12 protein-coding genes are annotated in these 16,783 nt (G+C 33.3%); 2 read left to right on the top strand and 10 right to left on the bottom strand.

Features of this window, described 5'->3' with window-relative positions:
- Window positions 1–26: 26 nt before the first annotated feature.
- The 5 genes from LPB87_RS11685 to LPB87_RS11665 form a co-directional block, all read right to left on the bottom strand.
- Window positions 27–1,487 (bottom strand): OmpA family protein, encoded by a 1,461-nt coding sequence (locus LPB87_RS11685; protein ID WP_230728014.1) that lies wholly within the window; start codon window positions 1,485–1,487, stop codon window positions 27–29.
- A gap of 112 nt (window positions 1,488–1,599) precedes the next feature.
- Window positions 1,600–2,793, bottom strand: a complete 1,194-nt coding sequence (gene kbl / locus LPB87_RS11680) for a glycine C-acetyltransferase (RefSeq protein ID WP_230728013.1) — start codon at window positions 2,791–2,793, stop codon at window positions 1,600–1,602.
- A 70-nt stretch (window positions 2,794–2,863) separates the two neighbouring features.
- A complete protein-coding gene (locus LPB87_RS11675; RefSeq protein WP_230728012.1) occupies window positions 2,864–6,022 on the bottom strand; it encodes a UvrD-helicase domain-containing protein in 3,159 nt (1,052 codons plus the stop codon).
- An 86-nt stretch (window positions 6,023–6,108) separates the two neighbouring features.
- Window positions 6,109–6,705, bottom strand: a complete 597-nt coding sequence (locus tag LPB87_RS11670; protein WP_129540564.1) for a lipoprotein signal peptidase — start codon at window positions 6,703–6,705, stop codon at window positions 6,109–6,111.
- 89 nt (window positions 6,706–6,794) lie between these two features.
- On the bottom strand, window positions 6,795–7,019 hold the full coding sequence (locus tag LPB87_RS11665) for a hypothetical protein (RefSeq protein WP_129540563.1): 225 nt from the start codon (window positions 7,017–7,019) through the stop codon (window positions 6,795–6,797).
- A 172-nt stretch (window positions 7,020–7,191) separates the two neighbouring features.
- Between LPB87_RS11665 and LPB87_RS11660 the strand changes: the two genes are divergently transcribed.
- Both LPB87_RS11660 and LPB87_RS11655 read left to right on the top strand, forming a co-directional pair.
- Entirely contained in the window at window positions 7,192–7,551 is a 360-nt protein-coding gene (locus tag LPB87_RS11660; protein ID WP_230728011.1) for a roadblock/LC7 domain-containing protein, read from the top strand.
- A 26-nt stretch (window positions 7,552–7,577) separates the two neighbouring features.
- The gene (locus tag LPB87_RS11655; RefSeq protein WP_129540561.1) at window positions 7,578–7,958 is read left to right on the top strand and encodes a hypothetical protein; all 381 of its coding nucleotides are present in this window, start codon (window positions 7,578–7,580) and stop codon (window positions 7,956–7,958) included.
- Window positions 7,959–8,091: 133 nt separating this feature from the next.
- On the opposite strand, the gene LPB87_RS11650 is transcribed toward LPB87_RS11655, so the two are convergent.
- The 5 genes from LPB87_RS11650 to gdhA form a co-directional block, all read right to left on the bottom strand.
- Window positions 8,092–8,472, bottom strand: a complete 381-nt coding sequence (locus LPB87_RS11650; protein WP_082001802.1) for a TraR/DksA C4-type zinc finger protein — start codon at window positions 8,470–8,472, stop codon at window positions 8,092–8,094.
- 7 nt (window positions 8,473–8,479) lie between these two features.
- Window positions 8,480–11,881, bottom strand: coding sequence for an isoleucine--tRNA ligase (gene ileS / locus LPB87_RS11645; RefSeq protein ID WP_230728010.1), 3,402 nt, complete (start codon window positions 11,879–11,881; stop codon window positions 8,480–8,482).
- 258 nt (window positions 11,882–12,139) lie between these two features.
- The gene (gene recO / locus LPB87_RS11640; protein WP_230728008.1) at window positions 12,140–12,853 is read right to left on the bottom strand and encodes a DNA repair protein RecO; all 714 of its coding nucleotides are present in this window, start codon (window positions 12,851–12,853) and stop codon (window positions 12,140–12,142) included.
- Between the two features lie 78 nt (window positions 12,854–12,931).
- Window positions 12,932–15,220, bottom strand: coding sequence for a T9SS type A sorting domain-containing protein (locus LPB87_RS11635; protein ID WP_230728007.1), 2,289 nt, complete (start codon window positions 15,218–15,220; stop codon window positions 12,932–12,934).
- 126 nt (window positions 15,221–15,346) lie between these two features.
- Window positions 15,347–16,690 (bottom strand): NADP-specific glutamate dehydrogenase, encoded by a 1,344-nt coding sequence (gene gdhA, locus LPB87_RS11630; RefSeq protein WP_129540557.1) that lies wholly within the window; start codon window positions 16,688–16,690, stop codon window positions 15,347–15,349.
- Window positions 16,691–16,783: the final 93 nt, after the last annotated feature.

Below are 16,783 nucleotides of genomic sequence, written 5' to 3'. Positions count from 1 at the left end.
TTTTTAAAATTATTTAGAAAAGTAAATTACAATTTACCTTCGTATTTAGAACCTATGTGTCTGATTTCAGTTCTTCTGTTTTCAGCTCTACCTTTTGCAGTTTTGTTACTTGCAACTGGTTGAGATGAACCAAATCCTTTAGCAACTAAATTATCTGGGCTTACACCTCTTTCGATTAATGCATTCATTACAGCATCAGCTCTTTCTTGAGATAATTTGTTGTTGATTTTAGCAGAACCTGTACTATCAGTATGTCCTTCGATGCTAAATTTAGCATTTGGATAAGCTTTAAGGATTTCTTTGATAGCATCTAATCTAGCTTGAGTAGTAGCATCTCCTTTTTTGAAAGTAGCTTTTCCAGTGTCAAAGAATACCGCTCTAGCTTGAACTTTAAGATCATCTAATACAGCAGTAGTTACTTCTGGACAACCTCTGTTACTAGCTGGACCAGCTACAGTAGGACAATCATCATCTTTATCAAGTACACCATCTTTATCAGCGTCTGGCCAAGGACATCCACCGTTTTCTTTAGGACCTGCAACAGTAGGACATTTGTCATCTTTATCAGCAACACCATCACCGTCAGTATCTGGACAACCTTTTAAAGCAGCTAAACCAAATGTATCTGGACAAGCATCATCTTTATCAGCAACACCATCACCATCTCTATCTGGACAACCATTTAAAGCAGCTAAACCAAATTCAGTTGGACAAGCATCACTTGCGTCAACGATACCATCACCGTCAGTATCTGGACATCCGTTGAATTGTTTTAAACCAGCAACATCTGGACAAGCATCATCTTTATCGTAGATACCATCTCCGTCAGTATCTTTACCTCCAAATTTGAAAGTAAGACCTGCTGAATGTTGAAAATGAGATGGAGCGTCTGGAATACCAGCAGCATCTTCTCTATCTCCAAAAGATTTTTTGTAAGTAGTAGCTAAAGATAAACCGATTGATTCAGAGAACCAAAAAGTCAAACCAGCTCCTGGGTTAACAGTACCAAAACTGCTATCTCCGAAGAAAGTATAACCTCCACCAACGCTTAACGAAGGATCGATTACTTTAGATTTAATTAAAGACATGAAGCTATATCTAAGTGTAGCATCAATACCATAATACATTAAGTCTCCAGGATTAGAAACTACATAACCACGAGAATCGTGACCAGGAGCAGTTGGAGAAAACCTTACATATCTATCAATTTTATTCACAGAACCTTGTAATCCTACAGAAAAATTATCACCAATGTATCTAGATACACCGATGTAAGATACAGAAGGAAGAATGTTCCAGTTGTCTTTTGCTGCGAAAGCCTGAGAAAAATGTTGATCAGCCCAGTTATGTCCTCCACCAGCACTCGTTTTAGTGTCTACGGCATTAACTCCAAAAGAGATAGCCCATGGATTGTTACTGTCTTGTGCGTGAGAACTTAACCCCATCGCCATCATCACAGCAACTAAAAGTTTGTTAAGATGTTTCATACTTAATTTATTTAATTACAATTTAGTTAATTATAGACAAAAGTAATGCGTAAATTTTTAACTACAAAATGAAATGTTAAAAAAAAGCAATAAGAAATGCCAAAAGTGGGAATTATACAACTTTTAACAGTTTACCAACCTTAACAAATGCCTCTAAAGCTCTGTCTAGATGGTCCTTTGTATGCGCCGCAGACAATTGTACTCTTATCCTTGCTTTTTCCTTAGGAACTACAGGAAAGAAGAATCCTATTACATAAATACCCTCCTTTAAAAGTTCATTTGCCATATTTTGCGATAATTTTGCGTCATATAGCATAACGGGAACGATAGCCGAATCCCCATCTATTATATCAAATCCAGCTTTCTTTAAGCCTTCTTTAAAGTAATTAGTATTCCATTCTAATCTATCTCTTAATACTGTGTCTTTTTCTAGAAGCTCAAATACTTTAATAGAAGCTCCTACAATTGCTGGCGCTAATGAATTTGAAAACAAATACGGTCGTGATCTCTGACGTAATAATTCTATAATTTCTTTTTTAGCTGTAGTATACCCCCCCATAGCACCTCCTAAAGCTTTTCCAAGAGTTCCGGTAATGATATCAACTCTACCCATTACTCCTTTTGCCTCAAGAGTTCCTTTTCCTGTTGCTCCAATAAATCCAGCTGCATGGCATTCATCAACCATAACCATTGCATCATATTTATCTGCTAAGTCGCATATTTTATCCAATGGAGCTACAAGTCCATCCATAGAGAATACTCCATCAGTAACAATTAATTTAAAACGAGCTCCAGCATCATTCGCTTTTATTAGCTGCTGTTCTAAATCTTCCATATTACTATTCTCATAACGATAACGAGCCGCTTTACACAAACGAACTCCATCTATTATCGAAGCATGATTTAAACTATCCGAAATAATCGCATCATTTTCCCCCAACAAAGGCTCAAAAACACCTCCATTTGCATCAAAGGCTGCAGCATATAGTATCGTATCCTCTGTTCCATAAAAATCAGCAATCTTTTTCTCTAATGTTTTATGAATATCTTGCGTTCCACATATAAAACGTACAGATGACATTCCGAAACCATGCGTATCCATCGCATCTTTTGCAGCCTGAACAACTTCGGGATGTGAAGACAATCCTAAATAATTATTAGCGCAAAAATTCAAAACTTTCTCTCCTGTAGAAATAGTTATTTCAGCATCCTGAGCAGAAGTTATTATTCTTTCTTTTTTAAAAATTCCGTTTTCTTCAATCGTTTGCAATTCATTCTGCAAATGCTCCTTAATTTTTCCGTACATCTCTACTTATTTAATATGTTAAATTTTAACAAGTTAGTCAGTTTTAATTCTTAACACTTGACTAATTTTTTCACAAATTTACTACATCGATATCGGTTCCTATATACACCAATGCCTTTTTTAACACTTTAAACCCCATATTTTCAATAGCAAACTGATATTCTTCTACTTGTTGTTTATATTTTGGGTTAGCCGAACCTGTTTTATAATCTAAGAGATAAGCTTCTCCTTTAGGAGTAATAACAACTCTATCAGGCTTTAATATCTTTCCTTCTTTTTGAATAATAGTTTCTTCATTTAAAACTCTATTACCCCTTTCAAAACAAACACTGATTTCTGAATGATTTACAATTTCTTGAATCGTTTTCGAAACAATATCTTTTTGTTCAAAAGTGATTAATCCATCTTCTAATGCTTTTACAATTGCTAAATCTATATCTGACTGATATTTTACAAAAGCTAATATCTCATGAATTATATTCCCATATGATATAGCTTCTTGCTGATGTGTTCCCCACATTAATGCTTCGCGTTGGGCAATTTTAATACTCTTAGGATTTAAAACTTCAGAAACTAATGGAATTGTTTTGGCAGACGAAGAGTATTTCTCTCCTGAAGACAATTTAGCCGAATTACCAAACTCATATTCCAATTTGTTTTCATCATAAACTCCTAAATCAATTAAATATTTTATAAAAAAAGATGCCATATTACCAGGGAAATCACCATCTTTTCTAGGTTTTATTTCCTGAGAAATCACATACAACTGCTCTTCTGCCCGAGTCAATGCAACATACAAAACATTTACGTTATCAAGCAATTCTTCTTGCTTCTTTAAATTAAAAACAACAGCAGCATCTTCTCCAAATCCTGCCACAGCACTACTATTATCTATTAACACCTTTGGCAATCCAAAATCTTCTTCCTCTGCATTCAACCACAGCTTATCTTTTGGTTTCCGACTATAATCTTCTTCAGCAAAAGGCATAATAACAACCGGGAACTCTAATCCTTTCGATTTATGAATAGTCATGATACGAACTGCATTATTCCCTTCCGGAGAAGGAATACTGAATTTCTCTGCATTCTTATCCCAAAAACTTAAAAAATCTGAAATACCTGCTTGATTCCGAATATCTCGTTCCAAAACTATATCAAGGAAATATTGTACATAAGCATTATTATACTCTGGACGTACAAATTTTGAAACAATAGTCTCAACTGCCTCATAAAGTGATTTCTTTCGAATACTTTCAAATGAAAGTGAAACGTCAAATCTTTCTAACCATTTTTCAAAAGCAATTTCATTTCTTTCTGCCATTCCTTCTGCTATAAAATCATGGATCGGCATTTTAACATCTGTATTCTTAGCCAAAAAGTGCAAAAAATTAGCTTTTGCTTCTAAATCAGCATTATTATTCAAGTATTTCAACAAATGAATTACCAATCGAACTTCTGTTGCGTTCTGAATCATCAATGTCTCCGAAGACAATAAAGGAATTTTTTGCTCCGTTAAATAATTCGCAACGGCAATACCCTGACCTCTTTTTCGAGTCAGAATAACAATATCTTTATATTCAAACCCTTCACGCAATACTTTTTGAATTGTATTTAAAGTCGCCAAAACATATAAATCGGTCTTCTCCAATACTGCATCATCCTCAATTTGATCACTTTTATCTACAATTGGGAGAAACGAAATATTTACATATCCCCCTTTCTTAGCATTAGTTTTTTGATGACTATGATTTTCATACAGATCTTTATAATCGGCATTTTCAAACTCCGAAGAGATTAATTTAAAAAAGCCATTATTAAATTCGATAACCTCACTATAGCTACGATAATTGGTATCTAAATGTGTTATTTTTTTATCCGGATTATTAAATGGGTTTAAATCCTTACTCAGCTCAATAAACTGCTCCGCTTTCCCCCCCCTCCAACGATAAATTGATTGTTTTGGATCTCCAACAATCATTAGAGTACCTTTTACTCCAAAATCATCCTGACCAGAAAGCGCATTATCGATTAGCGGAATTAAATTCTGCCATTGCATTTCGGATGTATCCTGAAATTCATCAATAAAAAAATGACGATACCTTTCTCCCAAACGTTCATAAATAAAAGGCGCTGGCTGATTCTGAATTTCGCGATGAATAATTGCATTAAACTCAGAAATAGACAAAACATTTTGTTCTTTTTGAATCTTCTCCAACTCGTTACTCACCGTATTCAACAATGAAAGTGGCGTGATATTTTTAAGAAATGCTTTGTAAAAATCTCTTTTCTCAAAGTTCTTATAAATCTTATCCAGAATCTGAAGTAATTCGGGAATGATATTCTCTATTAAAGCTCTGTCTTTGGCCGTTTTATTTATTGCGATATCATCAAACTCATGAAATGTTTTATTCTTGGGATTAAATTTACCATCTCGAATACTTTCTAGATGATTTGGGAATGTTCCTCTCGAAAAAGATTTTAAATCAATTCCATTTTTTTCAATTAACAAAAGCGCATTTGTAGCAAAAGCAACATTCTCTTCTTCTAGGTCTTTACATAAAACCGTTAGTTTCTTTTTTATTTCAACAAACTCCTCAATTGATTTATCATGAAAATGTGTAATTTCATTTCGATTATTCTCATTTAAGATTAACCTTCCTGTTTCAAGAATTTCACGAGACACATCCCAACTTTTATCATCATCGGTTTTTTCCATCGTAAAATCGATCAATAACTTGGTCAACGTTTCATCCTGACCTGCTTGAGCGATAATGGCATCGACTGCCTCTATAAGTAAATTTTCGGTATCCAGAGTTACCTCAAAAGTCATCGGTAAATTTAAATCATGCGCAAAAGCACGGATAACCTTATGTGTAAATTTATCGATTGTAGATATATCAAAAGCTGCATAATTATGAATAATATGCTTAATGATATTTTGTGATTTTGTTTTTAATTCAATGATAGAAAGACCCGTTTCGCGCGCTAGATCTTGCATCAAATCAGTCGCTTTTCCAGATGGTTCGTCTTTCGCAAATTCCGACAAACTGCCCACAATACGGCTTTTCATTTCATGCACCGCCTTATTAGTAAATGTAATCGCTAGAATATTACGATATGCATCATTTTTGGGAGCTGAAAGAATAATTTTAAGATATTCCTTAACTAAAGTATATGTTTTACCAGAACCCGCAGATGCGTCATATATAGAAAAAGAGGGTCTTTGCATTTTTTTAGTTTTTCCGTACTGTAAAAATAAAACATCCCGAGAACTATTCGGTTGTAAAAAACTAAAAATCTATAAAGTAAAATTAGTTAGTGCTTGTTAAATGCTTTTTTATTAAAGACAATTAAAATCCCAACTCCTGTAGAAATCGCCATATCGGCAAAATTAAAAATTGCATTAAAAAATTTAAATGGTTCTCCACCCCATATTGGCAACCAAGTTGGTAAATTCCCCTCCCAAATAGGAAAATATAACATATCAACCACTTTACCATGAAACAATGTTCCGTAATGTTCAGGAGCAAACAATGTAGCTAAGTTATTATAACTATCATCGAAAATCACTCCATAAAAAACTGAATCTATAATATTCCCTGCTGCTCCAGCCATAATCAAAGAAATAGCAACAATTAAATACGTTGAACTTTGTTTTTTTATAGAATCGTACAGCCAATATGCTATACCGAAAACCGCAAAAATCCTAAACACAGTCAAAATCAATTTTCCGTATTCACCTGGAATTTTTGTTCCCCAAGCCATTCCTTCATTTTCAATAAAAAGAATCTTAAACCATTTAAAGACTTCTACCTCTTCACTCAAAACAAAGTTTGTTTTAATGTAAATTTTAGAAACCTGATCAATAAGTAAAATAATGAAAATAAGTAAATACGCTTTTCGTAGTGACATTTTATAATTTTTTATTGGCGCAAAAGTAACAATTAAATCAAAAAAAACGCTCCCTAGGGAGCGTTAATTATTTCGTAACAAAATGTTCTTTATTTCCTTCCGTTATATCTAACTGGTTTTGACCCTTCATAAAAAAAGCTAGAGATTGAATCGAACAATCCTTTGGTTTCCTTTTTAACCTCACCGGATTTAACACTTTCACTCTGAGTACTTTTTGCACGAGCCACATTTAGCTTAATCCTAATCTTTTCAAAATCCTTCATTCTATTATCAACATCGGACTTCACATCTCTAAATTTCAATACTTTAGCCATAACGTTTCATATTAAATTAAAAATTACTTGATTTTCACATTTACTTACAATAATACGCAAAAAAAAATTATTTGTTAAATAAATTAACGAGATAATACATGAAAAAGTTATATTTTTTTAATTAAATTAGCTTAATCAATTATTTTTTAACAACTCCCCAAACATCCTCACTATGAATGAAATCACAATTATCCTAAATGAGTTTTTAATTCAGACGAAATCATCATCAGCCCTAATATCAGGTGCAAAAGGGAAATTAATAACCTCCCTGCACTTAGATTATAGCGATAGTGTTGCTGCAATGAGCGATGCTATCTTATCTATGAGCGACAAATTCCTAACCGACTTAGCTAAGGGGTCTTTAAAACAATTATACCTTAAAACTACCGATGGTGGCGTCGTAGTAATGAATAAAATAAACAATTCTCACAGTGTTATTGTTTTCTCTAATGACGGGAGCAACCTTGGATTGTTTTTACGAAATATTGATGAATTGGCTACTAAACTTAGCAGCATCAGCCTTTTAAAATAATTAATAACCAATAAACCCCAAAAATTATGAGCAATGACTTCTTAAATGTGTTTTTAAATGAAATGAAAACCAACGTAAACGGATTTATAGCTGTAGCTGTAACTGAAATTGAATCAGGATTAAGTTTTGGAAACTTAACAATTGACCCAGGTTTTGACCCTGAATTGGCTGCTGCTTATAATCTCGAAGTTGTAAAAGCAAAATTGAGTGCCGTAAAAGCTTTAAATCTAAACCAGGACATTGAAGATATTTTGATTACACTTTCTAATCAGATTCACATTATCGATATTTCTCCAAACAAAAAATTCATGATCTACCTTGCTGCAGATTCTACCAAAGCAAATTTAGGAATGACAAGAGCTGTTTTAAGAAAACACAAATTAGAGCTAGAGAAAAATCTCGCTTAAGCCCATTAATATTTAAATTAAGCTATTTACGGATAAGCCAAAATTAACTTTCAAGTCTTAACTTCTCCCTATTATTACAAAAAAAAAAAAAACGCTCCTTAAAGTAGGAGCGTTTTTAATTATATTTAAAAAATTATCGTTGCAAATTTTTAGCTTCAATACTCATAGTAGCATGAGGAACAATTTTTAATCTTTCTTTACCAATTAATTTTCCTGTTACTTTACACACACCGTATGTTTTATTCTCTACACGGAATAGCGCATTCTTTAAATCTCGAATAAACTTTTCTTGTCTGATAGCTAACTGTGAGTTTGCTTCTTTGGACATCGTTTCGCTTCCTTCTTCGAATGCTTTAAATGTTGGAGACGTATCATCTGTACCATTATTTAAATCATTCATATAAGCACTTTTAATCAAGTCTAAATCAGCTTGCGCTTTTTGTATTTTACCCAAAATGATCTCTTTAAATTCCGCTAGATCAGCGTCAGAGTATCTTGTAATTTCATCTACCATCTTATATTTATTTTGAAATTAATATCATTGTTTTAATATCATCAAACTCAATTTCTATACCGCTTTCTAATTCGTCTAAGAAAATCAAGCTATCAGTTAATGTCTCAGACTTAATATAGTCTTCATTTTTAAGAATAGCATTTTCTAATATACCACTTCTTTTTATTTGTACCTTTATTTTATCAGTTACTTCAAATCCAGAATCTTTACGAATATTTTGAATTCTATTAACCAATTCCCTTGCGATACCCTCATTTTTCAATTCTTCCGTGATTGTAATATCAAGCGCAACTGTTATTCCGTTTGAATTTGCAACCAACCATCCTTCGATATCTTGCGACGTTATTTCGACATCTTCTAATGATAAAGTTACACTTTTTCCTGCAATAACAATATCCAATGAACCCTCCTTGTCTAACTGACTGATTTGTTGCGCAGTAAAAGACTGTATCTCTTTGGAAATCAACCCCATATCCTTTCCGAAACGTGGCCCCAATGCCTTAAAATTAGGCTTAATTTGTTTTACCAAAACCCCTGAAGCATCATCTAAAAGAACGATTTCTTTCACGTTAACCTCAGCCTTAACAAGCTCAGAAACTGCCTCAATTTCACTACGTTGATTATCGTCAAGTACTGGAATCATTACCTTTTGCAATGGCTGGCGTACCTTAATCATCTCCTTCTTACGAAGTGACAATACAAGTGATGAGATCGTTTGTGCTTTCTGCATTTTGCTCTCTAACGTTTTATTAACAAAGTTTTCAACGTATTTTGGGAACTCCGCCAAATGTACACTATCGTAATTTTCTGACTGTGCCGAAGTTGTTAAATCTCTGTAAAGCTTGTCCATAAAGAACGGAGCTATTGGAGCACTTAATTTACTTATGGCCAACAAACAAGTATAAAGTGTTTGATATGCCGCTATTTTATCATGCGCATACTCCCCTTTCCAGAAACGACGGCGACACAAACGAACATACCAGTTACTTAAATTCTCCTGTACAAAGTCTGATATTGCACGAGCTGCTTTTGTTGGCTCATAATCGGCATAAAAAGTATCAACTTCTTTGATAAGCGAATTCAACTCAGAAATAATCCATTGATCAATTTCTGGTCTTTCGTTTAACGGGATTTCTGCCTCAGCATATTTAAATCCATCAATGTTTGCATACAACGAAAAGAATGAATAGGTATTGTATAATGTTCCGAAGAATTTACGACGAACCTCAGCAATTCCCTCAAGGTCAAATTTCAAGTTATCCCAAGGATTTGCATTCATAATCATATACCATCGCGTGGCATCTGGACCGTATTCTGCAATGGTTTTAAACGGGTCAATAGTATTTCCTTTACTCTTAGACATTTTTATTCCATTTTTATCTAAAACCAAACCATTTGAAACCACATTTTTATAAGCTACTTTATCAAAAACCAAAGTTCCGATTGCATGAAGCGTATAAAACCATCCACGAGTCTGATCGACACCTTCTGCAATAAAATCAGCAGGAAAATCTTTATTCTCGTCAATTTTATCTTTATTCTCAAAAGGATAATGCCATTGTGCATAAGGCATTGCTCCAGAATCAAACCAAACATCTATTAAATCGCTTTCACGTTTCATTGGCTGGCCTGAAGCCGAAACTAAAGTTATTTGATCGACTACATTTTTATGCAAATCGATTAAATCATAATTAGATTCAGACATATTACCGATTTCAAAATCTTTAAAAGGATTTTCTGTTTGAAAACCTGCTTCGATAGATTTCTCAATCGCATTATACAATTCTTCGACAGAACCAATAAGAATTTCTTCTTTTTTATCTTCTGTTCTCCAAATCGGCAACGGAATACCCCAATATCTAGAACGAGATAAATTCCAGTCGTTGGCATTTTTAAGCCAATTTCCAAAACGTCCTTCACCAGTAGACTTAGGCTTCCAATTGATAGTTTCATTCAGGTCGAACATTCTATCTTTTACATCGGTTACTTTAATGAACCAAGAGTCTAGTGGATAATATAATAACGGCTCATCAGTTCTCCAACTGTGTGGATAACTGTGTACATATTTTTCTACCTTAAAGGCTTTATTCTCTTCTTTTAATCGAATAGCGATCTCAACATCTACAGAACGCTCTGGCGCCTGACCCGCATCATAATATTCGTTTTTCACATATTTACCAGCAAGTTCTCCTAAATGCGAAGTAAACTTTCCTTGTAAATCTACCAAAGGAACTGCAGTTCCAGTTTCGTCAAGAACCAACATTGGCGGTACTTCAGGTTTAGCTTCTTTTGCTACCTTAGCATCATCAGCACCAAAAGTTGGAGCGGTATGTACAATTCCTGTTCCGTCTTCGGTAGTTACAAAATCCCCTGAAATTACTCTAAATGCATTTTCAGCATTTTGATATGGCAATACGTAAGGTAATAATTGTTCGTAACGGATTTCAACTAAATCAATTCCTTTCGCTTCCGCTAAAATTTTATATGGAAGTTTTTTGTCTCCTTCTTTTACATTGTCAAAATCTGCATCCTCTTCACTAACAAAAAATCCTTTTCCAAATTGTTTTCCAACTAAGTTCTTAGCCAAAACAACATTGATTGGCTCAAAAGTATATTGATTGAAAGTTTTTACTAAAACATAATCGATTTTTGGCCCAACTGTTAAAGCTGTATTTGATGGTAATGTCCAAGGTGTTGTCGTCCATGCTAAGATGTGGATATCTCCAAAACCTTGTAAAAACGAAGGCAATGTTTCTGGCAATGTCTTAAACTGTGCTACAATTGTAGTATCTGTAACATCTCTATAAGCTCCTGGCTGATTTACTTCGTGAGAAGACAATCCTGTTCCTGCTTTTGGAGAATAAGGCTGAATTGTGTATCCTTTGTATAACAATCCTTTATCATAGATTTGTTTCAAAAGCCACCAAACAGACTCCATATATTTTGGTTTATAAGTTACATATGGATCTTCCATATCTACCCAATATCCCATTTTTTCGGTCAAGTCATTCCATACATCTGTATAACGCATTACGGTTTTTTTACACGCCTCGTTATATTCTTCAATAGAAATTGTTTTCCCAATATCTTCTTTAGTAATACCTAATTCTTTCTCAGTACCTAATTCTACAGGTAATCCATGAGTATCCCATCCAGCCTTACGTTTTACCTGAAATCCTTTTTGAGTTTTATATCTGCAAAAAATATCTTTAATAGCACGTGCCATTACGTGGTGAATTCCTGGCAATCCGTTTGCCGAAGGCGGGCCTTCGAAAAATACGAAAGGCACAGCACCTTCGCGAGTTGTTACACTCTTTTCAAATATATTTTCTTTCTTCCAAAAATCAAGTACTTCAGACGCTACAGTTGGTAAGTCAAGTCCTTTGTATTCAGTAAATTTTGTGCTCATTTTGTCCTTTTCTTAAATCGAAGTGCGAAAGTAAGGAATTTTGATTTTTTTAGCCATCAATTCACTAATTAAATTTGTTAATACATTTATAATTCCACTTTTATCAAAAATAATTATTGATTTAAACTAAAATATTTTTCCGAAAATTAAAAATCACAAGACTTCAATCTTCAGAAAAATTTTTATCATTATAGAAGATTAAAAACCTCAATATTTTATAAAAATTACAGCGCAATATATAAAAATAGAAATGGGTTTTTAAGAGAATATTTCTTTCAAAACTTCTAGTGATTTAGGCCTCTTAAAACCATCTAAATGAAAACTATAATAATCTATCAAAATCTTTAAAAGCAATTGTCTTTCAATGACATGAAATACTTTTTGATCGTTATCAAACTTTAGCTCTATAAGCTTCTTAAACAGTGTTGTTTCATGGTTTGTCAACGCACTCAGCCCATGAAAAAGAGTAAACACACCTTCATTCATTTCAAAAAACGGCAAATCAACATCCGAAACATCGGGATAAAAGCCTAAATATTTAGTAGTTTCCAACATCAGAATCAAATGAAAATTGGTTATTTCATCATGCTGATCAAGCCAAAACAATGCTGTTTCTAAAAAAATAAAAAGGGATTCATTTTTTTCCTCTTCTTGAATAGAATAGTGTAAAATCTCCGACACAAACATTACGATCGTACTTTTGACAATATCAGTATGTATGGTTTGAAAAGGTGTTCCTATTTTTATTTCTTTAAAATTTTCTAATGTGCCTTTATTTTTATGTACAGCCTCAATCTCAAGAATTGTTAGTGGCTGAAAATAGGCGATTTTTTGGCTAGATTTTCGAGTAGAAAAAGCATCTCTAACAAAATAAGTTTTCAATCCATGAGAAAGCGTAAAACACTTAGCAATCAAGCTTTTTTCCTGAAATTTTATTGCCGAGATAACAATTGCTTTAGTTTTTACTTGCAAAATTTGATAATTAGATTTTTAGAGTTGTTCAGAGTTTTTAAATTTCTGAGAGTGAATACTGGCGCTGAATGCTAATGATTATCTTATAATCATTATTTTTTTTACTTTAGTTTCACCACCATCTTCTGCCGAAACAATAATTATATATACTCCAGAAGCTACTTTGTATTTTCCAAAAGCAGTTGTATCCCACTCGATTGTTCCCCCTTCGGAGGTTGTTTCATATACTAAATTACCTTCGATATCAGTAATTTTAATATTGGCTTTATCTAGTAATCCAGCAATTTTTACTGTTCCAAAAAACTCTGGACGTACAGGATTTGGATATACATACACATTATTCAAATTTTCATTGGCTTGGGTTGCAATTCCTTTATAAGAAATCATTCCTTTATTTGTTGCAATATACACCTCTCCTGTAGTACTATTTATCCCAATGTCATTAATTTGATTGCTTGGCAAAGGCGAATTATTTATAGTAAAATGATACTTTGTCTCTTGTCCATTTGGCGAAACTAAAAATACTCCAGAATCAGCGGTGCCTATCCATTTATTATTAGCCCCATCAACAACAATTGCAGTAATAAATTGCTCATAAAGTAATTCCTGAGCCAAACCATCATCCATAATAATTATCGGATTGGCTTTTAATTGATTTTCTGTACGAAAGTTATTTACATTACTCAAAACACGAAGCCCCCTTGTTGTACCGATCCAAAGCTGATCTTTAGCATCTACTGCAACTACTCTTGCATCTGGGGCTGGCAAATTACCTGTATCTAAACCTTGTGTAATTTTCTTAACTGTATTTGTACTTTCGTTAAAACCAATTACACCATCTTTATTTGTTCCAATCCATTTTGTACTGTTTTTATCAATAGCCATACTCCCAAAGCTTGTATCTTCTGCTTTAATAAGTGCAGTACTGATAGGAAAAGTTTGCCATTGTCCATTGGTTCTTAAAACCTTCAATCCGTTTTTAATCAAACTATTGGTTACCCATAAATTCCCTAATTTATCAAACGCAGTTCCATTTATTCTAACATCTATATAACCAGGTCCAAGAAATGTAAGGGTCTCCAATCCACTATTCGATTGATTGTATAAAACTGAGGGGATATCATTTTCTATTTTTAATAATCCCGAAAAAAATGAACTTGCATACACTTGATTCTCATTATTAGGATTAACAATAACCCTTGTCATTGATTTAGCCTGAAGCACTTTTTCGTATGGAATATTCAGCCATCCAGTAGTATTGAATTTACTAATTCCATAACTATCTAAAGGATATGGATTATAAGACGAATTATAATTTCCATAAACTGCCCAAAGAACAGTTGGCGTAACATTAATAGCAAAGATATCATTTCGTGATGGCCCCATTGGCATGGTGTTTTCAAAAAACGATGCTCCAGAAAGTGCAGAAACAAAAAGTCCATTTTCATCTGTACCAATGTATATATCATCTCCTACAGCAGTTGCACAAGTAAAACTTAACGTTGTTTTTGCAACATCACTATTATTTATTTGACGCAATAAAACCATTTGATTATTGTATACGTAAACTGTATTTGCAGTGGTTATAAACAAATTATGATTTTTAACTCTCATATCTCTCACTGGTAATGGAAGCGATATAAAACCAATAAAAGTACCCGAAACTGAATCATAACTATTAACTCGTCCCAAAGTATTAATTGCAATAAGTTTTGTATCGTTTGCTTCAATACTTGACCAATTACCTCCTGTAACAACAGCCCATTGGCTGTAATCAACTAAATTAGCATTTGTAACACTGCCTTTCCTAATACCACTATTAGTAGCAGCGTAAATAAATCCATTATAGATTGTAGCTTGTCTCACATTAATCTGCACTCCATTATCTCCAATAAAATAAGTGTCTCCAAATTGCAATGTTTTTAAATTAAACTGAACAATTCCAAAATCACACGAAACATAAACCATCCCATCATGTTCAACAAAATGATTGATTTTTTTAAGATTAGCAGGAAGTTGTTTATTAATGATATCAACCACTTTTAAGATACTCCCATCAGCTTCATTGACAACTGTCATCAATCCATTTTCATATCCAATAAGTGTTTTACGAAATAACTCACTATGATATAAAGATGAAATTGTTTGTCCCGAAAGACCATCTACAGTATTTATAGTCTTAATAATATTTGTCGCAGTATTTTTAGAGAACAATGCGTTATCTGTAGCTGCATAAATTGCTACAGGTGAATCTGAGATATCTTTAATATGATTATAAGAAAAATACCCTTGCCATAAGAGTTTATTTTGTGCAAAACCTGATTGCATTAGCAACAAAACCAAAACGTAAAGAAACTTTTTTTCCATTATTTACACCTATAGTTGGTATCACAAATATAACACAAACGATAGTATTTGGATTTCAATATGGTATAAATAAAAAATGCCTCCTATTCGAAACTCGAATGGAGGCATTTTTATTTATTTAAAAAACTACACTACTCCTTGAGCAAGCATAGCGTCTGCTACTTTTACAAATCCAGCGATATTAGCACCTTTTACATAATTTACGTAACCATCTTCACCAACACCGTATTTCTTACATTGGTTATGAATTCCTACCATTATATCTTTTAGTCTAAGATCTACTTCTTCACTAGTCCAGTTCAAACGAATTGAGTTTTGCGTCATCTCTAATCCAGATGCAGCAACTCCACCAGCATTAGCTGCTTTTCCAGGTGCAAAAAGAACTTTCTTACTTACAAATTGTTTTATTGCTTCAAGTGTGCATGGCATATTCGCGGCTTCTGTAACACATAAAACTCCATTTGCAATTAAATTCTTAGCATCTTCTTCGTTTAATTCATTTTGAGTAGCACAAGGAATAGCAATATCAACTTTTACTTCCCAAGGGCTTTTTCCTTTATGGAATTGAGCATTTGGATATTTCTTAACATACATTTCTGCTCTGTTATTTCCACTAGCTCTCATTTCAACCATATGTTCGATTTTCTCTCCAGAAATTCCTTCTTCATCATAAATGTATCCATCAGGTCCAGAAATTGTGACCAACTTTCCTCCTAATTCATTTATTTTCAAAGCCACCCCCCAAGCAACGTTTCCGAAACCTGAAATTGCAACTCTTTTTCCTTTGATCTCATGCCCGATAGTACGTAACATTTGATCTGTAAAATATACAACTCCGTATCCAGTAGCTTCTGGTCTAATTAATGAACCACCGTAAGCAATTCCTTTACCAGTTAAAACTCCTGTAAACTCATTTTTGATTCTTTTGTATTGACCAAATAAGTATCCAATTTCTCTAGCTCCTACACCGATATCTCCTGCAGGAACGTCTAGATCTGGTCCGATATGACGACATAATTCAGTCATAAAAGATTGACAAAAACGCATAATCTCACCGTCAGATTTTCCTTCAGGATCAAAATCAGCACCACCTTTTCCGCCTCCCATAGGAAGTGTTGTCAAACTGTTTTTGAAAACTTGTTCAAAAGCTAAAAACTTTAAAACTGATAAATTTACTGTATGGTGAAATCTAATTCCACCTTTATATGGTCCGATTGCTGAATTCATCTGAATTCTAAATCCTCTATTAACTATAATTTCTCCTTTATCGTCAACCCATGGCACTCTAAAAATAATAGAACGTTCTGGCTCTGCAATTCTAAGAAGTAAATTCTTCCCATCGTATTTTTTTTGTTCAGCAATGAATGGAATTACTGTCTCAGCAAATTCTCTAACTGCTTGAATGAATTCAGGTTCGTTTGGATTTTTTGACTCTACAAGAGCCATAAATTCATTTATTTTTTGTTTCATTTTATAAAAAATTATCAAATAAATTAATCTTAATTATTTACTCAACCAAACAACAAAAAATTCACATAAAAGTTCTCTTTTGTTATTTTCCAC

The organism is Flavobacterium sp. EDS (genome assembly GCF_020991525.1).
Lineage (GTDB): Bacteria > Bacteroidota > Bacteroidia > Flavobacteriales > Flavobacteriaceae > Flavobacterium.
The sequence above is the reverse complement of the archived record's forward strand: the minus strand, read 5'-3'. Positions and strand labels throughout refer to the sequence as shown.

Excerpts from the sequence above, each read along its gene's own strand:
- LPB87_RS11660 (WP_230728011.1), top strand. The coding sequence starts at position 7,192 with ATGAATGAAATCACAATTATCCTAAATGAGTTTTTAATTCAGACGAAA.
- kbl (WP_230728013.1), bottom strand. The coding sequence starts at position 2,793 with ATGTACGGAAAAATTAAGGAGCATTTGCAGAATGAATTGCAAACGATT.
- LPB87_RS11670 (WP_129540564.1), bottom strand. The coding sequence starts at position 6,705 with ATGTCACTACGAAAAGCGTATTTACTTATTTTCATTATTTTACTTATT.
- LPB87_RS11650 (WP_082001802.1), bottom strand. The coding sequence starts at position 8,472 with ATGGTAGATGAAATTACAAGATACTCTGACGCTGATCTAGCGGAATTT.
- LPB87_RS11675 (WP_230728012.1), bottom strand. The coding sequence starts at position 6,022 with ATGCAAAGACCCTCTTTTTCTATATATGACGCATCTGCGGGTTCTGGT.
- LPB87_RS11685 (WP_230728014.1), bottom strand. The coding sequence starts at position 1,487 with ATGAAACATCTTAACAAACTTTTAGTTGCTGTGATGATGGCGATGGGG.
- LPB87_RS11635 (WP_230728007.1), bottom strand. The coding sequence starts at position 15,220 with ATGGAAAAAAAGTTTCTTTACGTTTTGGTTTTGTTGCTAATGCAATCA.
- gdhA (WP_129540557.1), bottom strand. The coding sequence starts at position 16,690 with ATGAAACAAAAAATAAATGAATTTATGGCTCTTGTAGAGTCAAAAAAT.
- ileS (WP_230728010.1), bottom strand. The coding sequence starts at position 11,881 with ATGAGCACAAAATTTACTGAATACAAAGGACTTGACTTACCAACTGTA.
- LPB87_RS11665 (WP_129540563.1), bottom strand. The coding sequence starts at position 7,019 with ATGGCTAAAGTATTGAAATTTAGAGATGTGAAGTCCGATGTTGATAAT.
- LPB87_RS11655 (WP_129540561.1), top strand. The coding sequence starts at position 7,578 with ATGAGCAATGACTTCTTAAATGTGTTTTTAAATGAAATGAAAACCAAC.